Source organism: Hymenobacter metallilatus, assembly GCF_003944705.1.
Taxonomy (GTDB): domain Bacteria; phylum Bacteroidota; class Bacteroidia; order Cytophagales; family Hymenobacteraceae; genus Hymenobacter; species Hymenobacter metallilatus.
The window spans coordinates 193,369-210,727 of record NZ_RWIS01000011.1; the positions used below are offsets into that span (position 1 = coordinate 193,369).

Genomic DNA, 17,359 nt, shown 5'->3' on the forward strand with positions numbered 1-17,359 from the left:
CTTCTGACAGGCCCAGCAACTTTTAATTTTTAATTCTCAATTTTTAATTGTCTTCGTTGTCTTCGTAACTATCCTCGGGCAGGGCGGCGCGTTTGCGGGGGCGGGGCGCGGGCTGGTCGTAGGTGTCGTACAGGGCATCCAGGCGCTGACGCAGGTCGGGCAATACGCTGGTAATGAGGTAGAGCAGCAGCAGAAACGAGCCTCCCGACAGCATCAGGCTCAGGTAGTCCATCCAGTCGTGGCGGGGGGCTACATCCAGGGAGCGGGGACCCGTATAGTCCGGGGTGGGGGCAGAGGCCACGGCTGCTTCGGGCTGGGGCTGCGGATCCTCCACGGCAGGAGTAGTAGAAGCGGCCGATGCTCCATCGGCCGGTGGTACGGCCGTTTCAGCCGTGGCCAGGTCTTCGGGAGCGGGGTCCTCGGAGGCGTTAAACTGGGCTGCGCCCTGCTTGATAACGCGCTGTAGGCCGTGAATAAGGGCTACCCGCTCGTCGCGGGGTAGCACCCGGATAAAAAACTCGAAGTTGCGGTCTACTAGTACGGCGTTGAGCTGCTTCTCAAACTCCACCAAATCCGTGCGGCCTTTGCCAAAATGGCTTTTATATCGTTCGGCAATGCCATTGTAATTCATGAACAGCTTCCGGAGGTCGTCGCGGCCGGGGAAGTTGTCAAACTCGCGGCGGGCCTTGGCCGTGCGTAGGGAGGCCGGGTACTTGCCGCGGGCAAACGACTTGTCGTACACCGTTTCCATCGTCCGGAAATTCAGCTCGTCGATGGTACGGTCGAACAGGCGCTTATTAGCCGCGGCGGGCGTTTCGGTCTGGGCCAGGAGGGTGCCGGGCACGGCGAGCCACAGCAGCAGAAAAAGCGGGAGTAGCCGGCGGAATCGAAACATACGGGCAGCGGATGGTTGCGGCAAAGGTAGCTCTTGAGAGTTGAGTTATGAAGTATGAGAGGTGAAGTGAATATGCTGATGTTTCTGCCATCTTATGTATCAACTCAACTCTCATAATTCAGCTCTTATAATTACCCATGCGCCTCGCGCATGGATTCGCGGCAGGCGGTGAGGTAGAGGTCCACGAGGTCGTCGGTCATGGCGGTGCTTACGAACAGGGCTTCGTACTGAGCCGGGGCCAGGTAGATGCCCCGGTGCAGCATGGCCCGGAAGTAGCGCCCGAAGGCTTCCGTATCGGAGGTTTTGGCCGATTCCAGGTCCGTAACGGGCTGGCTGGTGAAGAACACGCTGAACATGGAGCCCACCTGATTGACGGTGTAGTTCAGGCCCAGCTCCTGGCAAATCTGGCGGGTACCGTCGGCAATGCGGGTGGTGATGCGGTTCAGCTCGTCGTACAGCTCGGGGTGCTGCTGCAGGTAGGTAAGCTGGGCAATGCCGGCGGCCGTGGCAATGGGGTTGCCCGAGAGCGTGCCCGCCTGGTACACCTTGCCGGCCGGGGCCACGTTGTCCATAATGTCCTGGCGGCCCCCGTAGGCCCCCACCGGCATTCCGCCCCCGATGATTTTGCCCAGCGTCGTCATATCAGGCCGGATACCGTACAGCTCCTGGGCGCCGCCCCGGGCCAGCCGGAAGCCGGTCATCACCTCATCAAAAATAAGCACGATGCCGTAGCGGGTGCACAGGTCGCGCAGGGCAGGCAGGTAGCCTTCCTGGGGCGCTACCAGTCCCATGTTGCCTACTACGGGCTCCAGAATCAGGGCGGCTACCTGGCCTTCGTTGGCGGCCAGGGCCTGCTCCAGCGCCGGGAGGTTGTTGTACGGAACGGTAAGCGTATCCTGGGCCACGCCGGCCGTTACGCCCGGCGAGTCGGGGGTGCCGAGGGTGAGGGCCCCGGAGCCGGCGGCAATCAGAAAAGAGTCGCCGTGGCCGTGGTAGCAGCCCTCAAATTTCAGAATCTTGCTGCGGCCCGTGTAGCCCCGCGCCACCCGAATAGCCGACATGGTGGCCTCGGTGCCGGAGTTTACCAGCCGCACTTTCTCGATGCTGGGCACCATTTGCTTAATCAGCTCGGCCATTTCCACCTCCCGCTGCGTAGGCGCCCCAAACGACAGGGAGTTTTGAATGGCGGCCTGCACGGCTTGCAGCACTACCTCCGGGGCGTGACCCAGAATCATGGGTCCCCAGGAGTTGATGAAATCCAGGTACCGGTTGCCGTCCACGTCGGTCAGCCAGGCGCCTTTGGCCGACTGCATGAACACCGGATGCCCGCCCACGGCCCGGAATGCCCGTACCGGAGAGTTCACCCCGCCCGGAATGTGGTGCTTGGCCCGGGTAAACAGGGCGTCGGAAGTGGCTAAGGAGTAGTTGGTAGTAGGTAGTGCGTAGTTGGACATTCCGAGAAGCTAAGGGGAAGGGGAAAGTGTGTAGTGCAACAAAAAACAAACAAGAGGCGGGCATCTCATTACTCAGTACCCACTACCGTAGCAACCTACCGGAAGCCCACCGGGTTCAGTACCTCTACTTCCAGCCGTTCCAGCTTGGTGAGGGGCACATATTGATTATCGTGAGTGCCACCGGGGTAGCCAATGCCCTGGAACACGGCCCCCGATACGGGGCCGCCGTTGGCCAGCTGCTGCTGAAAGGCCGCGCCATTCTGATGCAGCACATTGCCAAAGTAGTACAGGAGCTCGAAGCCGGTGAAGGCAAACACGGAGGGCGGCAGATTCTGGCGCTGTAGGTACAACTGCCGGAAGCGGCGGACCCCGGGGTTGGTTTTGTCCAGAAATTTGGGATGCACAAAGTAAATGTCGCGGGCGTCGAGCTGGCCCAGGCTGATACGGTTGTTCTCCAGCCAGGAGGCGTAGGTGATGAGCGGCGTGCGGGCCGCCTGCAGCTTGAGGGCACTCAGCACGTAGGGGCCGGCACCCTTGCCATCGGAGGCCACTACCAGGTGTCCTACCGACTTCAGATCCACGTCGCTTAAGGCCGCCGCAAGGCTTTCCTGCACGTCGGAGTTGATGCGACGCAGCTGCAGGACTTTGCCGCCCAGGGCTTCGTAGGCCTGCTTATAGGCCTGCCCGAAAGCGGCTTCATCCTTGGTGTCCTCGTAGAGCACCACGGCTGTGCGCGGACCGCCCAGGCGGGAAGCGGCAAACTGGGCCGCCTGCCGGGCCTGGGTAGCCGTGCTGGGCTCAAAGAGGTAGTGCCAGGGATTATCCAGCACCAGGTCCCCATCCTGGGAGAGGGGGTTGACTACCGCAATCTGGTGCTGCTGGGCGTAGCGGGCCAGTATTTTGGAGCCCGATTTGTATACCGGGCCCACAATTAAATCCATGGTAGCCAGCTCTGGTAGGGCCAGCACCTGCTTTAGCTGCAGGGTATCGGCGCCGGTGTCATAGGCGAAAAGCTGCACCGGGTGGCCCTCCCGCTGCAAGGAATCCTGAGCCAGGCGCAAGCCGGCGTACAGGTCGGTTACAAATTGGTTTTTGCGGCGCTTCTCCCAGCTGGTGTCGTCAAACTCAAAGGGCAGGAGCACGCCAATGTTATAGGTGCTTTTGCGGGCAGGGCGGGGGCGGGGCGTGTAGCGGGCCGCTTCCAGCCGGAACTGACTGATCAGCTGTTCCAGCTGGGGCTTGTCGGCCTCAGTGTACCAGCCGCCGTTGGCGAGCTTATCGGCGTAGGCCCGGCCCAGAGCGGCTTCCTGCGGGTAGGTTTTCAGCAGGCTCTGAAAGGTAGCCCGGTCCTTGATGCGCGGCAGGTAGAGGGCCTTCATGTTTTCCCGCTCGGTCACCAGGCGGTCGGCCGGGAGCTGGGTCAGTACGCGCAGGGCGTTGTCAAAATCTCCCTGCTCAAACGACAGCTGCCCCTGCAGGAAGAACGCCTCAGCCAGGTTGGGCCACTGCGGATATTCATTGCGCAGCAGGTTTAGCATCTGCTCGGCCTCGGCCCACTTTTTGGCCCGGCTGGCAGCTACGGCGTAGAGGTATGCGGCCTCCGGAGCCTTGGCAAACTTGCCGGTAGGGGCCGTTAGCGGCTCCAGCTCCTGCATGGCCAACTCGTAGCGGGTCTGGTCGAGGAGGGTTTTGCCGTTGCGGTAGCGCACGTTGGGGTCCGGGGAGCCCAGGTTGGCGGGCAGGGGTGGGCCAGTGGGTTTAGGCGTAGCGGGCCGCGGAGCAGTGGTAGCGGCCGTGGGAACCGGTTTAGGAGCCGGCTTGGCCGCTGGAGTCGTCGGCTTGGCCGTAGCTGAGGCTGGCCTCGAAGCCGCCGTGCCGGGAGTTGCTTTAGCCGGGGCCGTTGGCTTGCCGGGGAGAGGAACGGCGGTAGCCGGTTTCTTGGCAGGCGTTTGGGCATGGCCCGGCGTTGCAATACCAGCACCAAGGCACACACATACAGCAGTCAGGAGAGAAGATAGCCTCATAAAACCGAGGAACCGGGGAATAGGCGGGAGAAACCAGGTAACTGCATCCGGCGCAGTATATGCCACAAAGGTAGCAGTTGCGTCGGGGATGAAGCAGCCGGAGCTCTGGCGCGTTGGGATACGTTTGGTAGTGCCCGCGTAGCGCCTCCGGGCTTGGCAAGGCCGCAGCCACGCACGAGTGGCAAAACCCGGCGGAGCAACCCAACCCGCACAACCCATACGGCGTGGCGGGTGCTTGGGGGAGTGGTAGTGGCGCTGCAACCCGGCAATGAAACAGCGTGGGCAGCGTACACTACCAACCGCAACCGTACGTTACCACGGACGGTTAAAAAATCCGAACTTGTATCTATGTCCATGTCCATTGCTACGCTATCCGTGCCGCAACTGCGGCAGCGCCTGCACCTGCTGCTGCTGCTCGGCGCATCCCTGGCCCTGAGCGTTGTGCTGATTGTGTTTCGGGTATTTCTGGTGCATAAAATCACCTTTGTATTCTTGCTCTGGAACCTGTTTCTGGCGCTTATCCCGTTCGGGCTGAGTACCATGCTGGGGCTTTCAGCCGGCCGGCTGAAGGCGCGGGTGCTGCTGCCGGTAGGGGCAGTCTGGCTGCTGTTCTTTCCCAACGCCCCCTACATTCTCACCGACCTGTTTCATCTGGAGCCCCGGGCCGGGGTGCCTTACTGGTATGATTTGGCCCTGATACTGAGCTGTGCCTGGAACGGGCTGATGCTGGGCTATGCCTCGCTCACGGATATGCAGCAGCTGGTAACGCGCCGCCTGGGCTGGGCCGCTGGCTGGGGCTTTGCCACCCTGGCCCTGCTGCTCAGCAGCTTTGGGGTGTACCTGGGCCGCTACCTGCGCTTCAACAGCTGGGATGTTGTTACCAACCCGGTTAGCCTGTTGTACGATATCATTAGCCGGCTACTGCACCCGGCCAGCCACCGTGGCACCTGGGGCGTTACGCTGCTCTACGGCGTGTTTCTACTCCTGGGCTACGCCACTGTGCGTCTGCTGGGCCGCCTGGATGCAACCCCGGAGGAAGCGTAGCCACCGGAGGAATCCCGCAACTTTCCGGCCCCTCTGCTACCTTTCGCCTCCCATGCTCCACCTCACCCCCGACCATCACGCTCCGGCCATGAGCTGGCCGCGTCTGCTCAGCCGCCGCCGCTACCCCGAGCAACCTCAATTGCACGTGGTTACCGATGCGCCGCCCGTGCGCGGGGCCTTTGTGCAGGACTACGACCGGGTTGTGTTCAGCTCGGCGTTTCGGCGGCTGCAGCGCAAAACCCAGGTAATGCCGCTGCCCGAAACCGATTTTGTGCATACCCGCCTCACCCATTCGCTCGAAACCGCCTGCGTGGGTCGCTCCCTGGGCCGGCTGGGTGGGCGGCTGCTGCTCGAAGAAACCGAGGGCCTCGGCCAGGAGCTGCCGCACCTGGATGCCGACTTCGGCGACATTGTCGCGGCCGCCTGCCTGGCCCATGATATCGGCAACCCACCCTTTGGCCACTCCGGCGAAGACGCCATTTCGGCCTACTTCCGCTCCCCGGCCGCCGAGCCCTTCGTACGGATGCTCACGCCGGCTCAGCGCGCCGATCTGCAGCAGTTTGAAGGCAACGCGGCGGGGTTTCGCATTCTTACCCATACCTACGCCGCGCACAGCAGCGGTTCGGCGGGCCTGGGGCTCACGTACGCTACCCTGGGAGCATTTACAAAGTATCCGCGCCCTTCGATGGGCGTGGAGGGCCGTGCTTTCCAAGGAAGCAGTGAGAGAAAATACGGTTTCTTTCAAACGGAGGCCCCCCGGTTTCAGGATATGGCCCGGGAACTAGGCCTGCTGCCTAAATCAGCGGCTGAGAACGAAGAAGCCGGCTTCTACTACCGCCACCCACTGGCGTTTCTGGTGGAAGCGGCCGATGATATCTGCTACCGGATCATTGACTTTGAAGATGGGTTGAAGCTGGGCCTGATTCCGTGCCAGCCAAGCCTGGCCCTGCTGCGCGACATGCTCAGCGACGCGCCCGGTCGCCAGGGTTCCGTGCAATGGCGCGACTGGCGCGAGGAACTGGGCTACCTGCGGGCCCGCCTGATAAACCGGCTGGTGCAGCAGACCGCCCGCCTGTTTGCCAGCCGGGCCCCGGAGCTGTTGCGGGGCCGGCAGGACGAGCCCCTGGTGCAGCTCCTGGACTGCTGGCCGCAGCTGCAGGAAGTACACCGCCTCACAGTGGAGCATCTGTACCAGAGCCGGCCCGTGCTGGAAATTGAGGCGGCTGGCTTTGAGGTGCTGGCCGGCCTGCTGGATGCTTTTCTGCACGCCACCTTCGACCCCCAGAGCAGTCCCCGCTCCCGTAAGCTGCTGCAGCTGCTGCCGGAGCAGTTCCGGGCCGTGGGGCCGCAACAGGACGCTTCGGCCTACCACCAGATTATCCTGCTCACGGACTACATTGGGGGGCTCACCGACCAGAATGCGCTCAGCCTGTTCCGGACCATTCGGGGTGTTGACGTGCCCACCCAGCTATAGACAGCATCCGCTATAGCAGGTGCAGGGTAGTATCCAGGGGCTGGCGCTGCAGTATCTGCCGATACTGCTCCTGGAGTTTTTCCCGCTGCTGCTGTTGCTCCTGTTTCTTGAACAGCCGCACTTTATAGGGGCTGCCAGGAGTGCGGCGCAGGTTCATATACACGAGTCCCCGGCTGGGGCGGGTGGTGGCTTCTCCGCTCTGTATGCGTGCAATGCGCTTGCGGTTGTTGCCCAGCAAAGCCTGGAAGGGGCTTAGCCCTACGTAAAGGTTGGCGTGCCCATCCAAGCTGTATTCTCCCGTAACCTGCATGTCGGTGAGGTTGCTGCTCAGATTCAGGCTGGGAATCAGCAGCCGGCCGCCATCCAGCACAAAACGGGGCTGTAACGGCTCGAAGTACAGGTGTCCGGTGCGACGTGGGCTGAGCAGGCGTAGGGCCTGCATCAGGGCATCCACCTGCAGCAGCTCCAGGTTGCGCAAATCCGTACGCACGTAGGCCTGGGTGTGCGCCAACTGGGGCAGAAACGTTTGGTCGAGGCTGGTACGTACATCGGCTTCCGCCTGCATGGTGCCCCGGATGTTGTCGGGGCCGAGCACATCAAACCCTAGCGCCTGGGCCAGGGCAAACAGCTCAGGCAGGCGTACCTGCTGGGCCTGCACCTGCGCGTGCAAGGGGTGCTGCAGTGCTCCGGAATCGGTCTGGAGCACGCCGCGCAGTTGCAGGTGCCCCCCGAAAACCTGCACGGAGCACTGCTCCACCCGGGCCCTGCCTGCTGCCAGAGAGCTGAGCAGGTAAAACTGCTGGCCCTGCAGTATACCGTACTGCATCCGGTCGGCAGCTACGCGCACCTGCCCCGTAATCGTACCATCGAGGAAGGGGGAGGAGCGGCCAGTGGCACGGCGGGCCTGGCGGCGTGCGGTGTTTCGGGTGGTTTCCGGCACGCTGCTCAAGGTGGCCAACAACTGTAACAGGCGTTGCACATCCAGGGAGTTATAATGCAGGTCAAGCGAGGCGCGGGCCCGGGTAAGCTGAGCCTGCCGCAGGCGGGCCGTTGCACTGATCCGTCCGGTGCCTCCCATACCCGTCCGGAACGTAAACGCCGGAATCCGGAAGTCGGGCCCCGATTTGTCCAGGCTAATCTGTAGCTGGGTTAAGTCGTCGTTGCCAGGCAGTAGCAGCCGGTCGATGGTAGCCGTAGCATGGCCGTTGGCCGCCAGGAGCACATCCCGGAAGGTAAAGTCGGGGGCGAGGCGGGTTGGGCGCCGGGCAGGGCGGGAAAGGCGCCCCAGCAGCTGCTGATAGCCCAGGGTTGGGAAATGAGCCGTCAGCTCTGCTGTTACGGGCTGCAGGTTCAGCGTATCGGTGGGCCAGCCAACGTTACCGCTGAAGCTGCCGCCCCAGGCCCGCATCTGTAGGTCGCGCAGCTGCACCTGGCGGCCATCATGGAGCACCGTAGCGGCCAGGGCCGTGAGCGTATCGGTACCTACCACCAGCCGGCCGCAGTGCAGCTGTATCCGTAGCCGCAGCCCCGGCGGCAGAATATTCAGGGCCTTTACGGCCAGGGCCTGATTGCGAGTATAGCCGGCCCGGGGCCGCCGGGTGCCCTTTTTCCGGGAAGTTCCCGGGGCGGCCAGCAGGCGGCGTAACTCCTGCAGCCGCAGCTCATCTACTTTAAACGTGCCTTCGACAGTGGTAATACCATGCTGCCCGCTGAAATAAGCCAGCAAATGAGTAGTAGTGGCATTGGCCTGTACCTGCATGGTATTGAGCCGCCCGGTCAGGTTTTCCAGCCGCCACACACTGTCCTGAAGCCGGACCAGCACGTTTAGATTGGTCATGCGGGCACGTCGGCTCGGAATGTCAAAAGCGGCCTGCTCCAACTGCACGGTGCCCCGGGCCGCAATTGGCGGCAGCAGGGTATCAGCCCGGAGGGTGCGGCGAGTGGCCCGGTCCGGAATATCAGGGATGGTGCCATTCAGCTGCAGGTCCAGGGCGGCCTGGCCCCGGCGGGCCTTCCACAGATGCGGAACCACCACGGAAGCCAGGGTCTGAAGCTCAGTACGGCCCTTGATATGACCCAGCAGGTGCGGCTTGGTGAAGTCGCGCACCGTAATGGCGGCATCCAGCTGGCCGGCCTGGGAGTACAGACGACACTGGCTGAATTGCAGGGAAGTTGTGCGGGAGGTGTGTGCCGGCCCGTTATCAAATACGCCCTGGGCATCCCAGCGCCTGATGCGCCGGGCCGAATCGGCCCACTGCACCTGGGCATTCTGCATGGCGAAGCGCAGAATAGTGCGCGGGCGGGTAGTAGGGCCACTCAGCCCCCGGATGGAATACCGGATGTGCGCGTGGCTCGGACTACGGGCTCCCCGCAGGAACCGCTCCAGGGCTGGTGGGAAGGCGGTGTGCAGAATTTCCAGCAGCGGCTGGTTCCCCTCAAATGTAAGATTCAGGTGAGTGCCCCGGGGCTCCGATGGGCGGCTCCCCCGGTGCGTACCGTTCACCACAATGGTGTCGCCGTTGAGGGTAGCGCGGGTACGGAAAAAGGTGCCTTTGCGCTGCCGGAAGTTGTATTGGTAGCGAATCCGAGCCACCACGGGCTCTTGCTCAAACAAGTTGCCCCGGCTACTGCGCAAATACTCCAGCTGCCCCAGCAGGCGGCCACGCACCTGCGCCAGGCCCCGGCGGTTATGCACAATAAGCCGGCCCTGCCGCACAGTAGCCGAAAATCCGCTGTTATGCAGTTCGTTGCGGTCAGTTACCCGCACGTTCAGCAGTACCAGGGAGTCGAGGTCGAAATTGGGCGGAGCACCCGGTTGCCGACGGCGGGGTCCCTTGCCGCGCAACCCCCAGTCGTGACCCGCCGTGTCGGTTAGCTGCCGGAACTGCGCATCGTGCAGGGTCAGGTGCCGGATCCGAAAGTTACCCTTCCAGATCTGACTCAATTCCACCCGCAGGTCGGCCCGCCCCACGCGCAATACTTCCACCCGGCGCTGGTAAGAGGTATCGGTAAGCGAAAGGTGCTGTACCGAAGCCGTGAGGTGGGGAAAATCCCGGAACAGCGAAAAGTCAATGGTCATCGGGCCCAGCACCAGATCCGACTGCCGGGCCAGCCGCTGCCGGATAAGGCGCTCCAGCTGCTGCCGCCCCCACTGGGTGCCGAGCAGCCATGCTCCACCGCCTCCTGCCAGCAGCAGCCCCAGTACCACAAGGGCCAGCATCCGGCAGATAGAGGACATTTTCATACGGGCGCAGTCGGGAGAAGCGGAAGCTGGAGAATTCTACGCAGAAACTTATCGGTTTGCTGCTTAGGGAAGAGCAAACCAAGGAGAATAAAATTTATTTATACTAATTCTAAATAATTATACTTGCACTTCCTTGCTCACCTCAGCTAAGTAGTCCGATATGGCTCAGTTCTTTCATCATAACGACCTGGGATACTGCGCCCGTTGTCCCCGTACGCAGCATTTACACATCTGTTTTGGCAACGTGGCTCTGGCGGCTACCGCCCAGGAGTTTCAGGAGTTACGCAGTTCCGTGCAGGAAACCTGGCAGCACCATTGCCTACGCACCCCCGACCCCGAGGCCCGGTGCATTGCCCTGCGGACCCCGGCCCCCAGGCTGGCACTGGTTTTCTCCTTGGCGGAGCTTACGCAGCTACGCGACATCCTGGAAAATACTGCCTTGCTGCTGGAAGTTGAGCAGTTGCTGCAGTAAGGGTCGGGTGGGGCAGAAAATACGGCTGTTTTGGGTAAAACAACGCAGCCTGCCTACGGCAAAGTAGGCAGGCTGGGCACTGGTATTCAAATCAGGCTACTGCCCGAAAGTTAGTATTCCGTCCGTCCGGCTTGCTGCTGCCAGGCCCGAAACCCCGCCGCTGCCTCATCCCGTAGTAACTCCACCATGGGGATGTGACGCTCGGCCAGGGGCTTGTCTAACTCCTCGTAAATGAACTGGTCGTCGAACCCGACGGCGGCGGCATCCTGCTTGGTATTGCCATAGAACACGCGGCGCGGCCGGGCCCAGTAAATAGCCCCCAGGCACATCGGGCACGGCTCGCAGCTGGTATACAGGTCACAGTCGTCGAGCTGAAACGTGCCCAGCGTGGCGCAGGCTTTCCGGATGGCGTCCACCTCGGCGTGGCAGGTGGGGTCGTTGGTGCTGGTTACTTGGTTGAAGCCGCGGGCAATAATCTGCCCGTTTTTCACCACCACCGCCCCAAACGGGCCACCATGACCAGCCTGCATTTTTTCAATAGAAAGCCGAATGGCCTCACGCATAAATTCCGAGTTGGGAGCATCCATGGGAAAAGGGCAAGAAGAAAAGGTGATTTTCAGAGGTGCTGAGAAAATGCGATACGCACGAATTAACTGCGCAAAATACACCATACCGGGCACTTTCCCGGCCAGCGCGCGTATCTGAAGCCGGGTGCCCCACAGCCCCGGCATCTTTTTTTGCAACCCAATGCAACCCTTCCGCCCCCAAGCCGACTCTATATTGTGTAGACACTATAGAGGCTGTCTTGCGAGAAGTATTTCTAAATCAGTCATTTTTTGGCTCGATAGTTGTAAATACAATTTTCGAAAGAATAGTTTTTTAGGTGTTTTGGTTGTGGAAAAGGGGCGGGCCAGTGGTCCGCCTTTTTTTATTGCCTGCCAGATTGGTAATTGGCCTCATGAATCTGAAAGGGGGGCTTGCCGGCTTGCTCGGTGCAGGAATACTAACGCTGTCCGGCTGTGAGCCTCCACCAAAAACCGAGGATACGGTGCCAGTGCAGCGGTACGTTGCAAAGCTCGTCTCGTATACTGGACCCGCGTATAACTCGCGCATCGGATTCTACCTTGACCTAAGCCGGCCTTCCGGCCAGAACCGGTTTTTTGTGCTCGACCTGCGCCGGCGAAAAGTATTGGCGGCCGGCTTGTGTTGCAGTGGCCGCACTACTGCCCTCGGGAAGGTAGTATATTCCAATACGCCCGATTCTCATTGCAGCTCCCGGGGGCTGGCCAAGGTGTCGTATGCGTACACGGGTACGTTTGGGCGGGCGTATAAGCTGGTAGGCCTGCACCCAAGCAATAGCAACATCTTCAGTCGGTTTATTGTGTTGCATGCGCACAGCTGCGTACCGGCCACTCCGCAGGCGTTGCCCATTTGCCGTAGTCAGGGCTGCCCTACGGTAAATCCACAGTTTCTGCGCACCCTTGACGGATACATTCGCAAAAGCCGGCGGCCCATTCTACTGTATACCCAGTAGCTGACGTGGCCTACAGGGGCTCAGATTACTACCCGCAGCTCGTAAGCGGCATCGGTGCCTGGTTGGGAGGTATCTGGGCGGAAAGCGCCAACCCGGCTGGGGCCGTAGCCCAGATTTACCTTTACCCACTCGTCGCGGACGGGTAGCAGTTTCAGCACCTGCTGGCGTAGGCGGGTCAAATCGTCGCGCAGGTTCTGCAGGTTCAGCACCGCTTCTTCGGTGTGCTGGGGGTAGTTGCCGGTTGCCGGGCGCTGGTCGAAGGCCCGCGTGGTTTCCGCAGAGGAATGGAGAGCGGAAACCGCGGCAATTTCGGCCTGCGCCAACTCCTTTTCAACCTTCAGATATGCCTGCAGAATTTCCTCGAGCGGTTGCAGATCAGGGGCGAGATAGTCAAGGTTGCTGGCCATGGAAATTCGGCTAGGAATGAAAGGGTGGATGCTGCGCAGAACGCAAAAGGTGAGCAGAAGGATGCACCATTAGGAAGCAGCCGGAGGCTTGGGCTTGTTACGCTGGCATTTCTCGCCGCAGTATTTTACCTCCTCCCAGCAGTTGCGCCATTTCTTGCGGTATTCAAAAGGCCGCCCGCAGGTCAGACAGATTTTGGTGGGCAGGTTGCCCTTAACAAGGCGGGAAGGTGTGCTCATGGGCTGGTATTGTGACTTACGTACGCTAATCCAGCCGGATTGTTAGCCGGTACGCGGGCTAGTGCTGGGCCAGTATCTTTGCAGCATGTCGAACTCCGTTCCTAACGCGCCCGATGCCTTGGGCCAGGCCTTGTTGGCCTACCACCGCGGCCACCTGAGCGCCACCCTGGCCGTGCACAGCTCCGTGGCCGATGAAGAAGTGCTGCCGGCGTCCTATTTTTTTCGCTCCCTCTGGGAAATGCCCGAGATGGAACGCACTGCCCTGGAAGAATGCCGGGGCCGGGTGCTTGACCTGGGGGCTGGGGCCGGCTGCCACGCCCTGGAACTGCAGCAGCGCGGCTTCAGCGTGAAAGCCGTGGATATTTCGCCGGGAGCCGTGGAGGTGATGCAGGCGCGGGGCGTACGGGAAGTAGCCTGCCACGATATTTTCGACGCGGCGCTAACCCAAGGCGAGAAGTTCGATACGCTGCTGATGCTGATGAACGGCATCGGTCTGACGGGTACCCTGGCGGGCCTGGAGCGCTTTCTGGAACACGCCAAAACCCTGTTGGCCCCCGGCGGTCAGATTCTGGCTACCTCCTCCGACATCAGCTACCTCTACGAAGACGAAGAGGGTGCGTTGGTATTCGACCTGAACGGGCCCTACTACGGCGAAGTTGAATACACCATGCAGTACGCCCAGCAAACCGGCTCCACCTTCCACTGGATTTTCGCCGACCCCACCCTGCTCCAGGACTACGCTGAGGCCGCGGGCTATACCGTAGAATTTCTGGAGGAAGACGACCAGCAACAGTACCTGGTGCGCCTCACGTTTTAGGACTGCATTCAATGCGCCGCAGGCTGCATAAACGCACACAGCTTGCGGCTTATCAAATGCAGGTTACTTTTCCTTGCCTATATGTCTGCTTTCGAAAGAACCTACACCGTGCGCTGGGCTGATATGGACCCCAACGGCCACATGCGTCACTCGGCCTACGCCGATTACGCCGCCCAACACCGGATTGAATACCTCTCGGAACACGGGTTTACGCTGCCATTCTTTGCGAAAACCGGCCTGGGACCCATTCTGTTTCGGGAGGATACCCGCTTCCTGAAAGAGTTACACATCAATGAGCAGCTGCGCGTAACGGGGGAGCTGTCGGGGCTAAGCGAGGATGGGGCGCGCTGGAATATTGTGCATACTCTCTACAAACCCGATGGCCGCCCAGCCGCCACTGTGGCCGTAGAAGGCGCGTGGCTGGACTTGCGCGCCCGCAAGCTAACGGTACCGCCCCCCGAAATTACGGAGCTCATGCGAAACCTGCCCCGCCACGCTTCCTACCAGGATATTCTGCGGTAGGAGGGGAGAAACCAAGTGGTGAGAGGAGGGTGCAGAGGTCTTGCTCACGCCCCGGCTCCTGCTCCGGTTGAGGAGCAGGGGCTGGGGTAGGCCGGCCGTTGAGCCATAACACCACAGTACCTGTAGCCGAGTCTATTTGACCTTTGCGGCAATGCGCTCTACCTGTTTCTGATGGTGCAGGACGTGGTCGAGCATGAAATCCAGCGTCTGGTAGATGGTGAGCATACCGGAGCGGGGGTGCTTGAAAATGGAGCGGTTGAGCAGATTACCCGGAAACTCGTTGAGCAGCCGCTCCAGGCGGCGCCGTACGGCAGCCCATTCGGCCTGGAGCTCGGGTAGCGGAGGCAGCTCCGTGGGAGTAAGCTTAGCCAGGTAAGAAGGGGCTTTGAACCGGGTGAAAGGCAGCCGCAGCAGCACCCGTAGCAGCCGGGATTTTACAAAAGCTCCGATGCCGGACTTTTCCAACGCCTCTGCCTGTAGCACCTTTTTCTCCATGTACTGGCCGATACCGGTTTCGGAAACAACCAGATGCTGTACTACCTGGGCCGCCGACCACTGCCCCGGCCCCGGCGACTGAGTGGCTTTTTCTTCCAGCGCTGCTACCGTTGCCAGCAGATGGGTGGTGGCCAGTTCAAGCTGCTCAAAGCGAAGATGCAACCGGTGATTCATACGGGAATGGAAGTAGGAGCGTAGTTTTGGGATAAGGTACGTAAAATATGCCTCTACGACCTTGCTACCCGCCTATGCCCGTACCCTCCGCGTATCCTTTCCGGCCATATCAGCCCCTGCGGGTGCCTGTTTCTGAAATGGAGCGGCGCAGCCAGCTCCGATACGAAAATTTCAGCCAGCGGCGGTCCGTACGCGACTTTTCCCCTGAGCCAGTGCCACGGGCGGTTATCGAAAACCTGATCAGGGTGGCGGGCACGGCGCCCAGCGGGGCCAACAAGCAACCCTGGACCTTTTGCGCCGTGCAGAGCCCCGCCCTCAAGAAGCAGATCCGGGTGGCGGCTGAGCAGGAAGAAACCGAGGCATATGCGCACCGCATGCCACCGGAGTGGCTGGAAGACCTGGCGCCGCTCGGTACCGATTCGCATAAGGAGTTTCTGGAAACCGCCCCCTGGTTGCTGGTAGTGTTCCGGCGGATTTACGAGCCCCAGCACGATGGGAGCCAGCGCAACAACTATTATGTAAACGAGTCGGTGGGGTTAGCAACTGGGTTTCTGCTGGCAGCAGCCCATGAAGCAGGCCTGGCTTTTCTCACCCACACCCCCAGCCCCATGAACTTCCTGACGCGCCTGCTGAACCGCCCCAAAAACGAGCGTCCCTACCTGCTCATTCCCATTGGCTACCCCGCCCCCGATGCACAGGTACCCGACATCCACCGTAAGTCCCTGGAAGATATAAGTGCCTGGTACTGAATCCCGGATTTTCGCTGATTTTGGCGCTAAATTCGCAGATTTCCAACGGGTATAGCCGACAGGCTCCGGGCGGATGACGCCCGTGTGTGTGCCGCCGGACGCGGGCAACAAAAAACCGGGCCGCTCTGACAAGAGCGGCCCGGCTACTAAGCTGCGCAAACCAGCGAAAAATCTACGCCAATCTGTGATTAGCCTTTCACGTACAGCACTTCTTTCACTGCTTTCACGGTGCGCTCCACGTTGGGCAGAGAAGCCTCAATCAGGGTAGGAGCGTAGGGCAGGGGCACATCCTGGCAGGTGATGCGCAACACGGGGGCATCCAGGAAGTCGAAGGCGCGGCGCTGCACCATGTAGGCCAGCTCCGAGCTGATGCTGGCCAGGGGCCAGGCTTCTTCTACCACCACCATGCGGTTGGTTTTCTTCACCGACTCGATGAGTGTGTTGTAGTCGATGGGGCGCACGGAGCGCAGGTCAATTACCTCCGCGTTGATGCCTTCCTTGGCCAACTCATCGGCGGCAGCCAGGGCCACTTTCATCATCTTGCCGAAGCTCACGATGGTTACGTTTTCGCCGGGGCGCACCACGTTGGCTTTGCCAATCGGAATAAGGTATTCCTCCTCGGGCACCTCGCCCTTGTCGCCGTACATCAGCTCCGACTCCATGAAAATCACTGGGTCGGCGTCGCGGATGGCGGATTTCAGCAGACCTTTGGCGTCATAGGGCGTAGAGGGCACTACTACTTTCAGGCCGGGGGTGTTGGCGTACCAGTTCTCAAAGTTCTGGGAGTGCTGCGAGGACAGCATACCGGCGTTGCCGGTAGGGCCCCGGAACACAATGGGGCAGCTGTACTGCCCGCCTGACATGGAGTAGATTTTGGCGGCCGAGTTAATCACCTGGTCAATGGCCACCAACGAGAAGTTGAAGGTCATAAACTCGATGATGGGCAGCAGGCCGTTGGCGGCCGCGCCCACGCCAATGCCGGCAAAGCCCAGCTCGGCAATGGGAGTATCAATCACGCGCTCCGGGCCGAATTCGTCGAGCATGCCCTGGCTTACTTTGTAGGCGCCGTTGTACTCGGCTACTTCTTCGCCCATCAGAAACACGCGCGGGTCGCGGCGCATCTCTTCAGACATGGCTTCACGCAGGGCTTCCCGGAATTGGATGGTCCGCATAATCACAGAGGAAAGTCAAAAAGTCAACTCAGAAACAAAAAGCCGGCGCAAGTCCGGCCCGTAAAGCTACAACGACTAGCCGGGACGGGCAAGCCAGCAGCAACTACCCGGATAAAATGAAAAAGCTATTTGTTCAGTTAGGCTTTCATTTTGCTCAGATGGGGCTGGATAAGTCATTGTTCATTGGGCAATGATATGGTCGGAAACCATATCATTGCCCAATGAATGTTTCAGTCAAAAAAGCTTACGTCGGATTTTTGCTCTTGCTTTTTTTGTGTAGCAATTGCACTCAGGACCGACAACGTGCTCCTGAACATAGAGAGGAGTCGTTTATTCCCTATACTATTGAGCTAGCCACAATCCTGATTCCCTCGTCTTGGCAGAAGAAAGACTATGAACCAAATTCAGAGAGTGCAGAGGAACCGTACGTCTTTATGGGTCCCTACCACCAAAAGGACAGTCTTCTTGGGGATGCAATAATGGTCATCATCAAGAAAAAAGAAGGGAAGCCTAATCTTAGAGCGTGTTTGGGAATTAGGTAGGGGCTAAAAAGAAACGAGTCAGTAAGTTGCGCGGGGAGTTCCTAGGCTTCCACGGGCATTATGGTTGATGGCTACCAACCCCTTACTGACTCGCAGTGGCAAG

At 60.4% G+C, this 17,359-nt stretch carries 16 protein-coding genes; 7 read left to right on the forward strand and 9 right to left on the reverse strand.

Annotation, left to right across the window (positions count from 1 at the left end):
• Positions 1–43: 43 nt before the first annotated feature.
• The 3 genes from EI290_RS16450 to EI290_RS16460 all read right to left on the reverse strand — a co-directional run bounded on the left by EI290_RS16450 (position 44) and on the right by EI290_RS16460 (position 4,373).
• Positions 44–895 carry a hypothetical protein gene (locus tag EI290_RS16450; RefSeq protein ID WP_125432609.1) on the reverse strand — a complete coding sequence of 284 codons (852 nt, stop codon included), beginning with the start codon at positions 893–895 and terminating at the stop codon, positions 44–46.
• A gap of 131 nt (positions 896–1,026) precedes the next feature.
• Positions 1,027–2,349, reverse strand: a complete 1,323-nt coding sequence (gene hemL / locus EI290_RS16455) for a glutamate-1-semialdehyde 2,1-aminomutase (protein WP_125432611.1) — start codon at positions 2,347–2,349, stop codon at positions 1,027–1,029.
• 95 nt (positions 2,350–2,444) lie between these two features.
• A complete protein-coding gene (locus EI290_RS16460; protein WP_185817039.1) occupies positions 2,445–4,373 on the reverse strand; it encodes an ABC transporter substrate-binding protein in 1,929 nt (642 codons plus the stop codon).
• A 348-nt stretch (positions 4,374–4,721) separates the two neighbouring features.
• Here EI290_RS16460 and EI290_RS16465 point away from each other — a divergent pair, with 348 nt between their 5' ends.
• Together EI290_RS16465 and dgt are read left to right on the forward strand one after the other, a co-directional pair.
• Positions 4,722–5,417, forward strand: coding sequence for a DUF1361 domain-containing protein (locus EI290_RS16465; protein WP_125432615.1), 696 nt, complete (start codon positions 4,722–4,724; stop codon positions 5,415–5,417).
• Positions 5,418–5,469: 52 nt separating this feature from the next.
• Positions 5,470–6,891, forward strand: coding sequence for a dGTP triphosphohydrolase (dgt, locus tag EI290_RS16470; RefSeq protein WP_125432617.1), 1,422 nt, complete (start codon positions 5,470–5,472; stop codon positions 6,889–6,891).
• Between the two features lie 10 nt (positions 6,892–6,901).
• Here the strand turns inward: dgt and EI290_RS16475 are convergent, their stop codons facing one another.
• On the reverse strand, positions 6,902–10,135 hold the full coding sequence (locus tag EI290_RS16475) for an AsmA-like C-terminal region-containing protein (protein ID WP_125432619.1): 3,234 nt from the start codon (positions 10,133–10,135) through the stop codon (positions 6,902–6,904).
• A 160-nt stretch (positions 10,136–10,295) separates the two neighbouring features.
• On the opposite strand from EI290_RS16475, the gene EI290_RS16480 reads away from it, so the two are divergent.
• Positions 10,296–10,607, forward strand: coding sequence for a DUF6686 family protein (locus EI290_RS16480; protein ID WP_125432621.1), 312 nt, complete (start codon positions 10,296–10,298; stop codon positions 10,605–10,607).
• A gap of 110 nt (positions 10,608–10,717) precedes the next feature.
• On the opposite strand, the gene EI290_RS16485 is transcribed toward EI290_RS16480, so the two are convergent.
• Entirely contained in the window at positions 10,718–11,194 is a 477-nt protein-coding gene (locus EI290_RS16485; RefSeq protein ID WP_125432623.1) for a nucleoside deaminase, read from the reverse strand.
• Between the two features lie 371 nt (positions 11,195–11,565).
• On the opposite strand from EI290_RS16485, the gene EI290_RS22885 reads away from it, so the two are divergent.
• Positions 11,566–12,141, forward strand: a complete 576-nt coding sequence (locus tag EI290_RS22885; protein WP_125432625.1) for a murein L,D-transpeptidase catalytic domain-containing protein — start codon at positions 11,566–11,568, stop codon at positions 12,139–12,141.
• Positions 12,142–12,161: 20 nt separating this feature from the next.
• On the opposite strand, the gene EI290_RS16495 is transcribed toward EI290_RS22885, so the two are convergent.
• Positions 12,162–12,548 (reverse strand): hypothetical protein, encoded by a 387-nt coding sequence (locus EI290_RS16495; protein ID WP_125432627.1) that lies wholly within the window; start codon positions 12,546–12,548, stop codon positions 12,162–12,164.
• Positions 12,549–12,617: 69 nt separating this feature from the next.
• Positions 12,618–12,785: a DUF2256 domain-containing protein gene (locus EI290_RS16500; RefSeq protein ID WP_125432629.1), complete on the reverse strand. Its 168-nt coding sequence runs from the start codon at positions 12,783–12,785 to the stop codon at positions 12,618–12,620.
• An 85-nt stretch (positions 12,786–12,870) separates the two neighbouring features.
• On the opposite strand from EI290_RS16500, the gene EI290_RS16505 reads away from it, so the two are divergent.
• Positions 12,871–13,602, forward strand: coding sequence for a class I SAM-dependent methyltransferase (locus tag EI290_RS16505; RefSeq protein WP_125432631.1), 732 nt, complete (start codon positions 12,871–12,873; stop codon positions 13,600–13,602).
• Between the two features lie 81 nt (positions 13,603–13,683).
• Entirely contained in the window at positions 13,684–14,124 is a 441-nt protein-coding gene (locus EI290_RS16510; protein WP_125432633.1) for an acyl-CoA thioesterase, read from the forward strand.
• 132 nt (positions 14,125–14,256) lie between these two features.
• Here EI290_RS16510 and EI290_RS16515 read toward each other — a convergent pair whose 3' ends face one another.
• A complete protein-coding gene (locus tag EI290_RS16515) occupies positions 14,257–14,793 on the reverse strand; it encodes a DinB family protein (protein WP_125432635.1) in 537 nt (178 codons plus the stop codon).
• Positions 14,794–14,867: 74 nt separating this feature from the next.
• Here EI290_RS16515 and EI290_RS16520 point away from each other — a divergent pair, with 74 nt between their 5' ends.
• Entirely contained in the window at positions 14,868–15,542 is a 675-nt protein-coding gene (locus EI290_RS16520; protein WP_125432637.1) for a nitroreductase family protein, read from the forward strand.
• Between the two features lie 188 nt (positions 15,543–15,730).
• Here the strand turns inward: EI290_RS16520 and EI290_RS16525 are convergent, their stop codons facing one another.
• Complete coding sequence (locus EI290_RS16525; RefSeq protein WP_125432639.1) at positions 15,731–16,714, reverse strand: pyruvate dehydrogenase complex E1 component subunit beta; 984 nt, start codon at positions 16,712–16,714, stop codon at positions 15,731–15,733.
• Between the last annotated feature and the right edge of the window lie 645 nt (positions 16,715–17,359).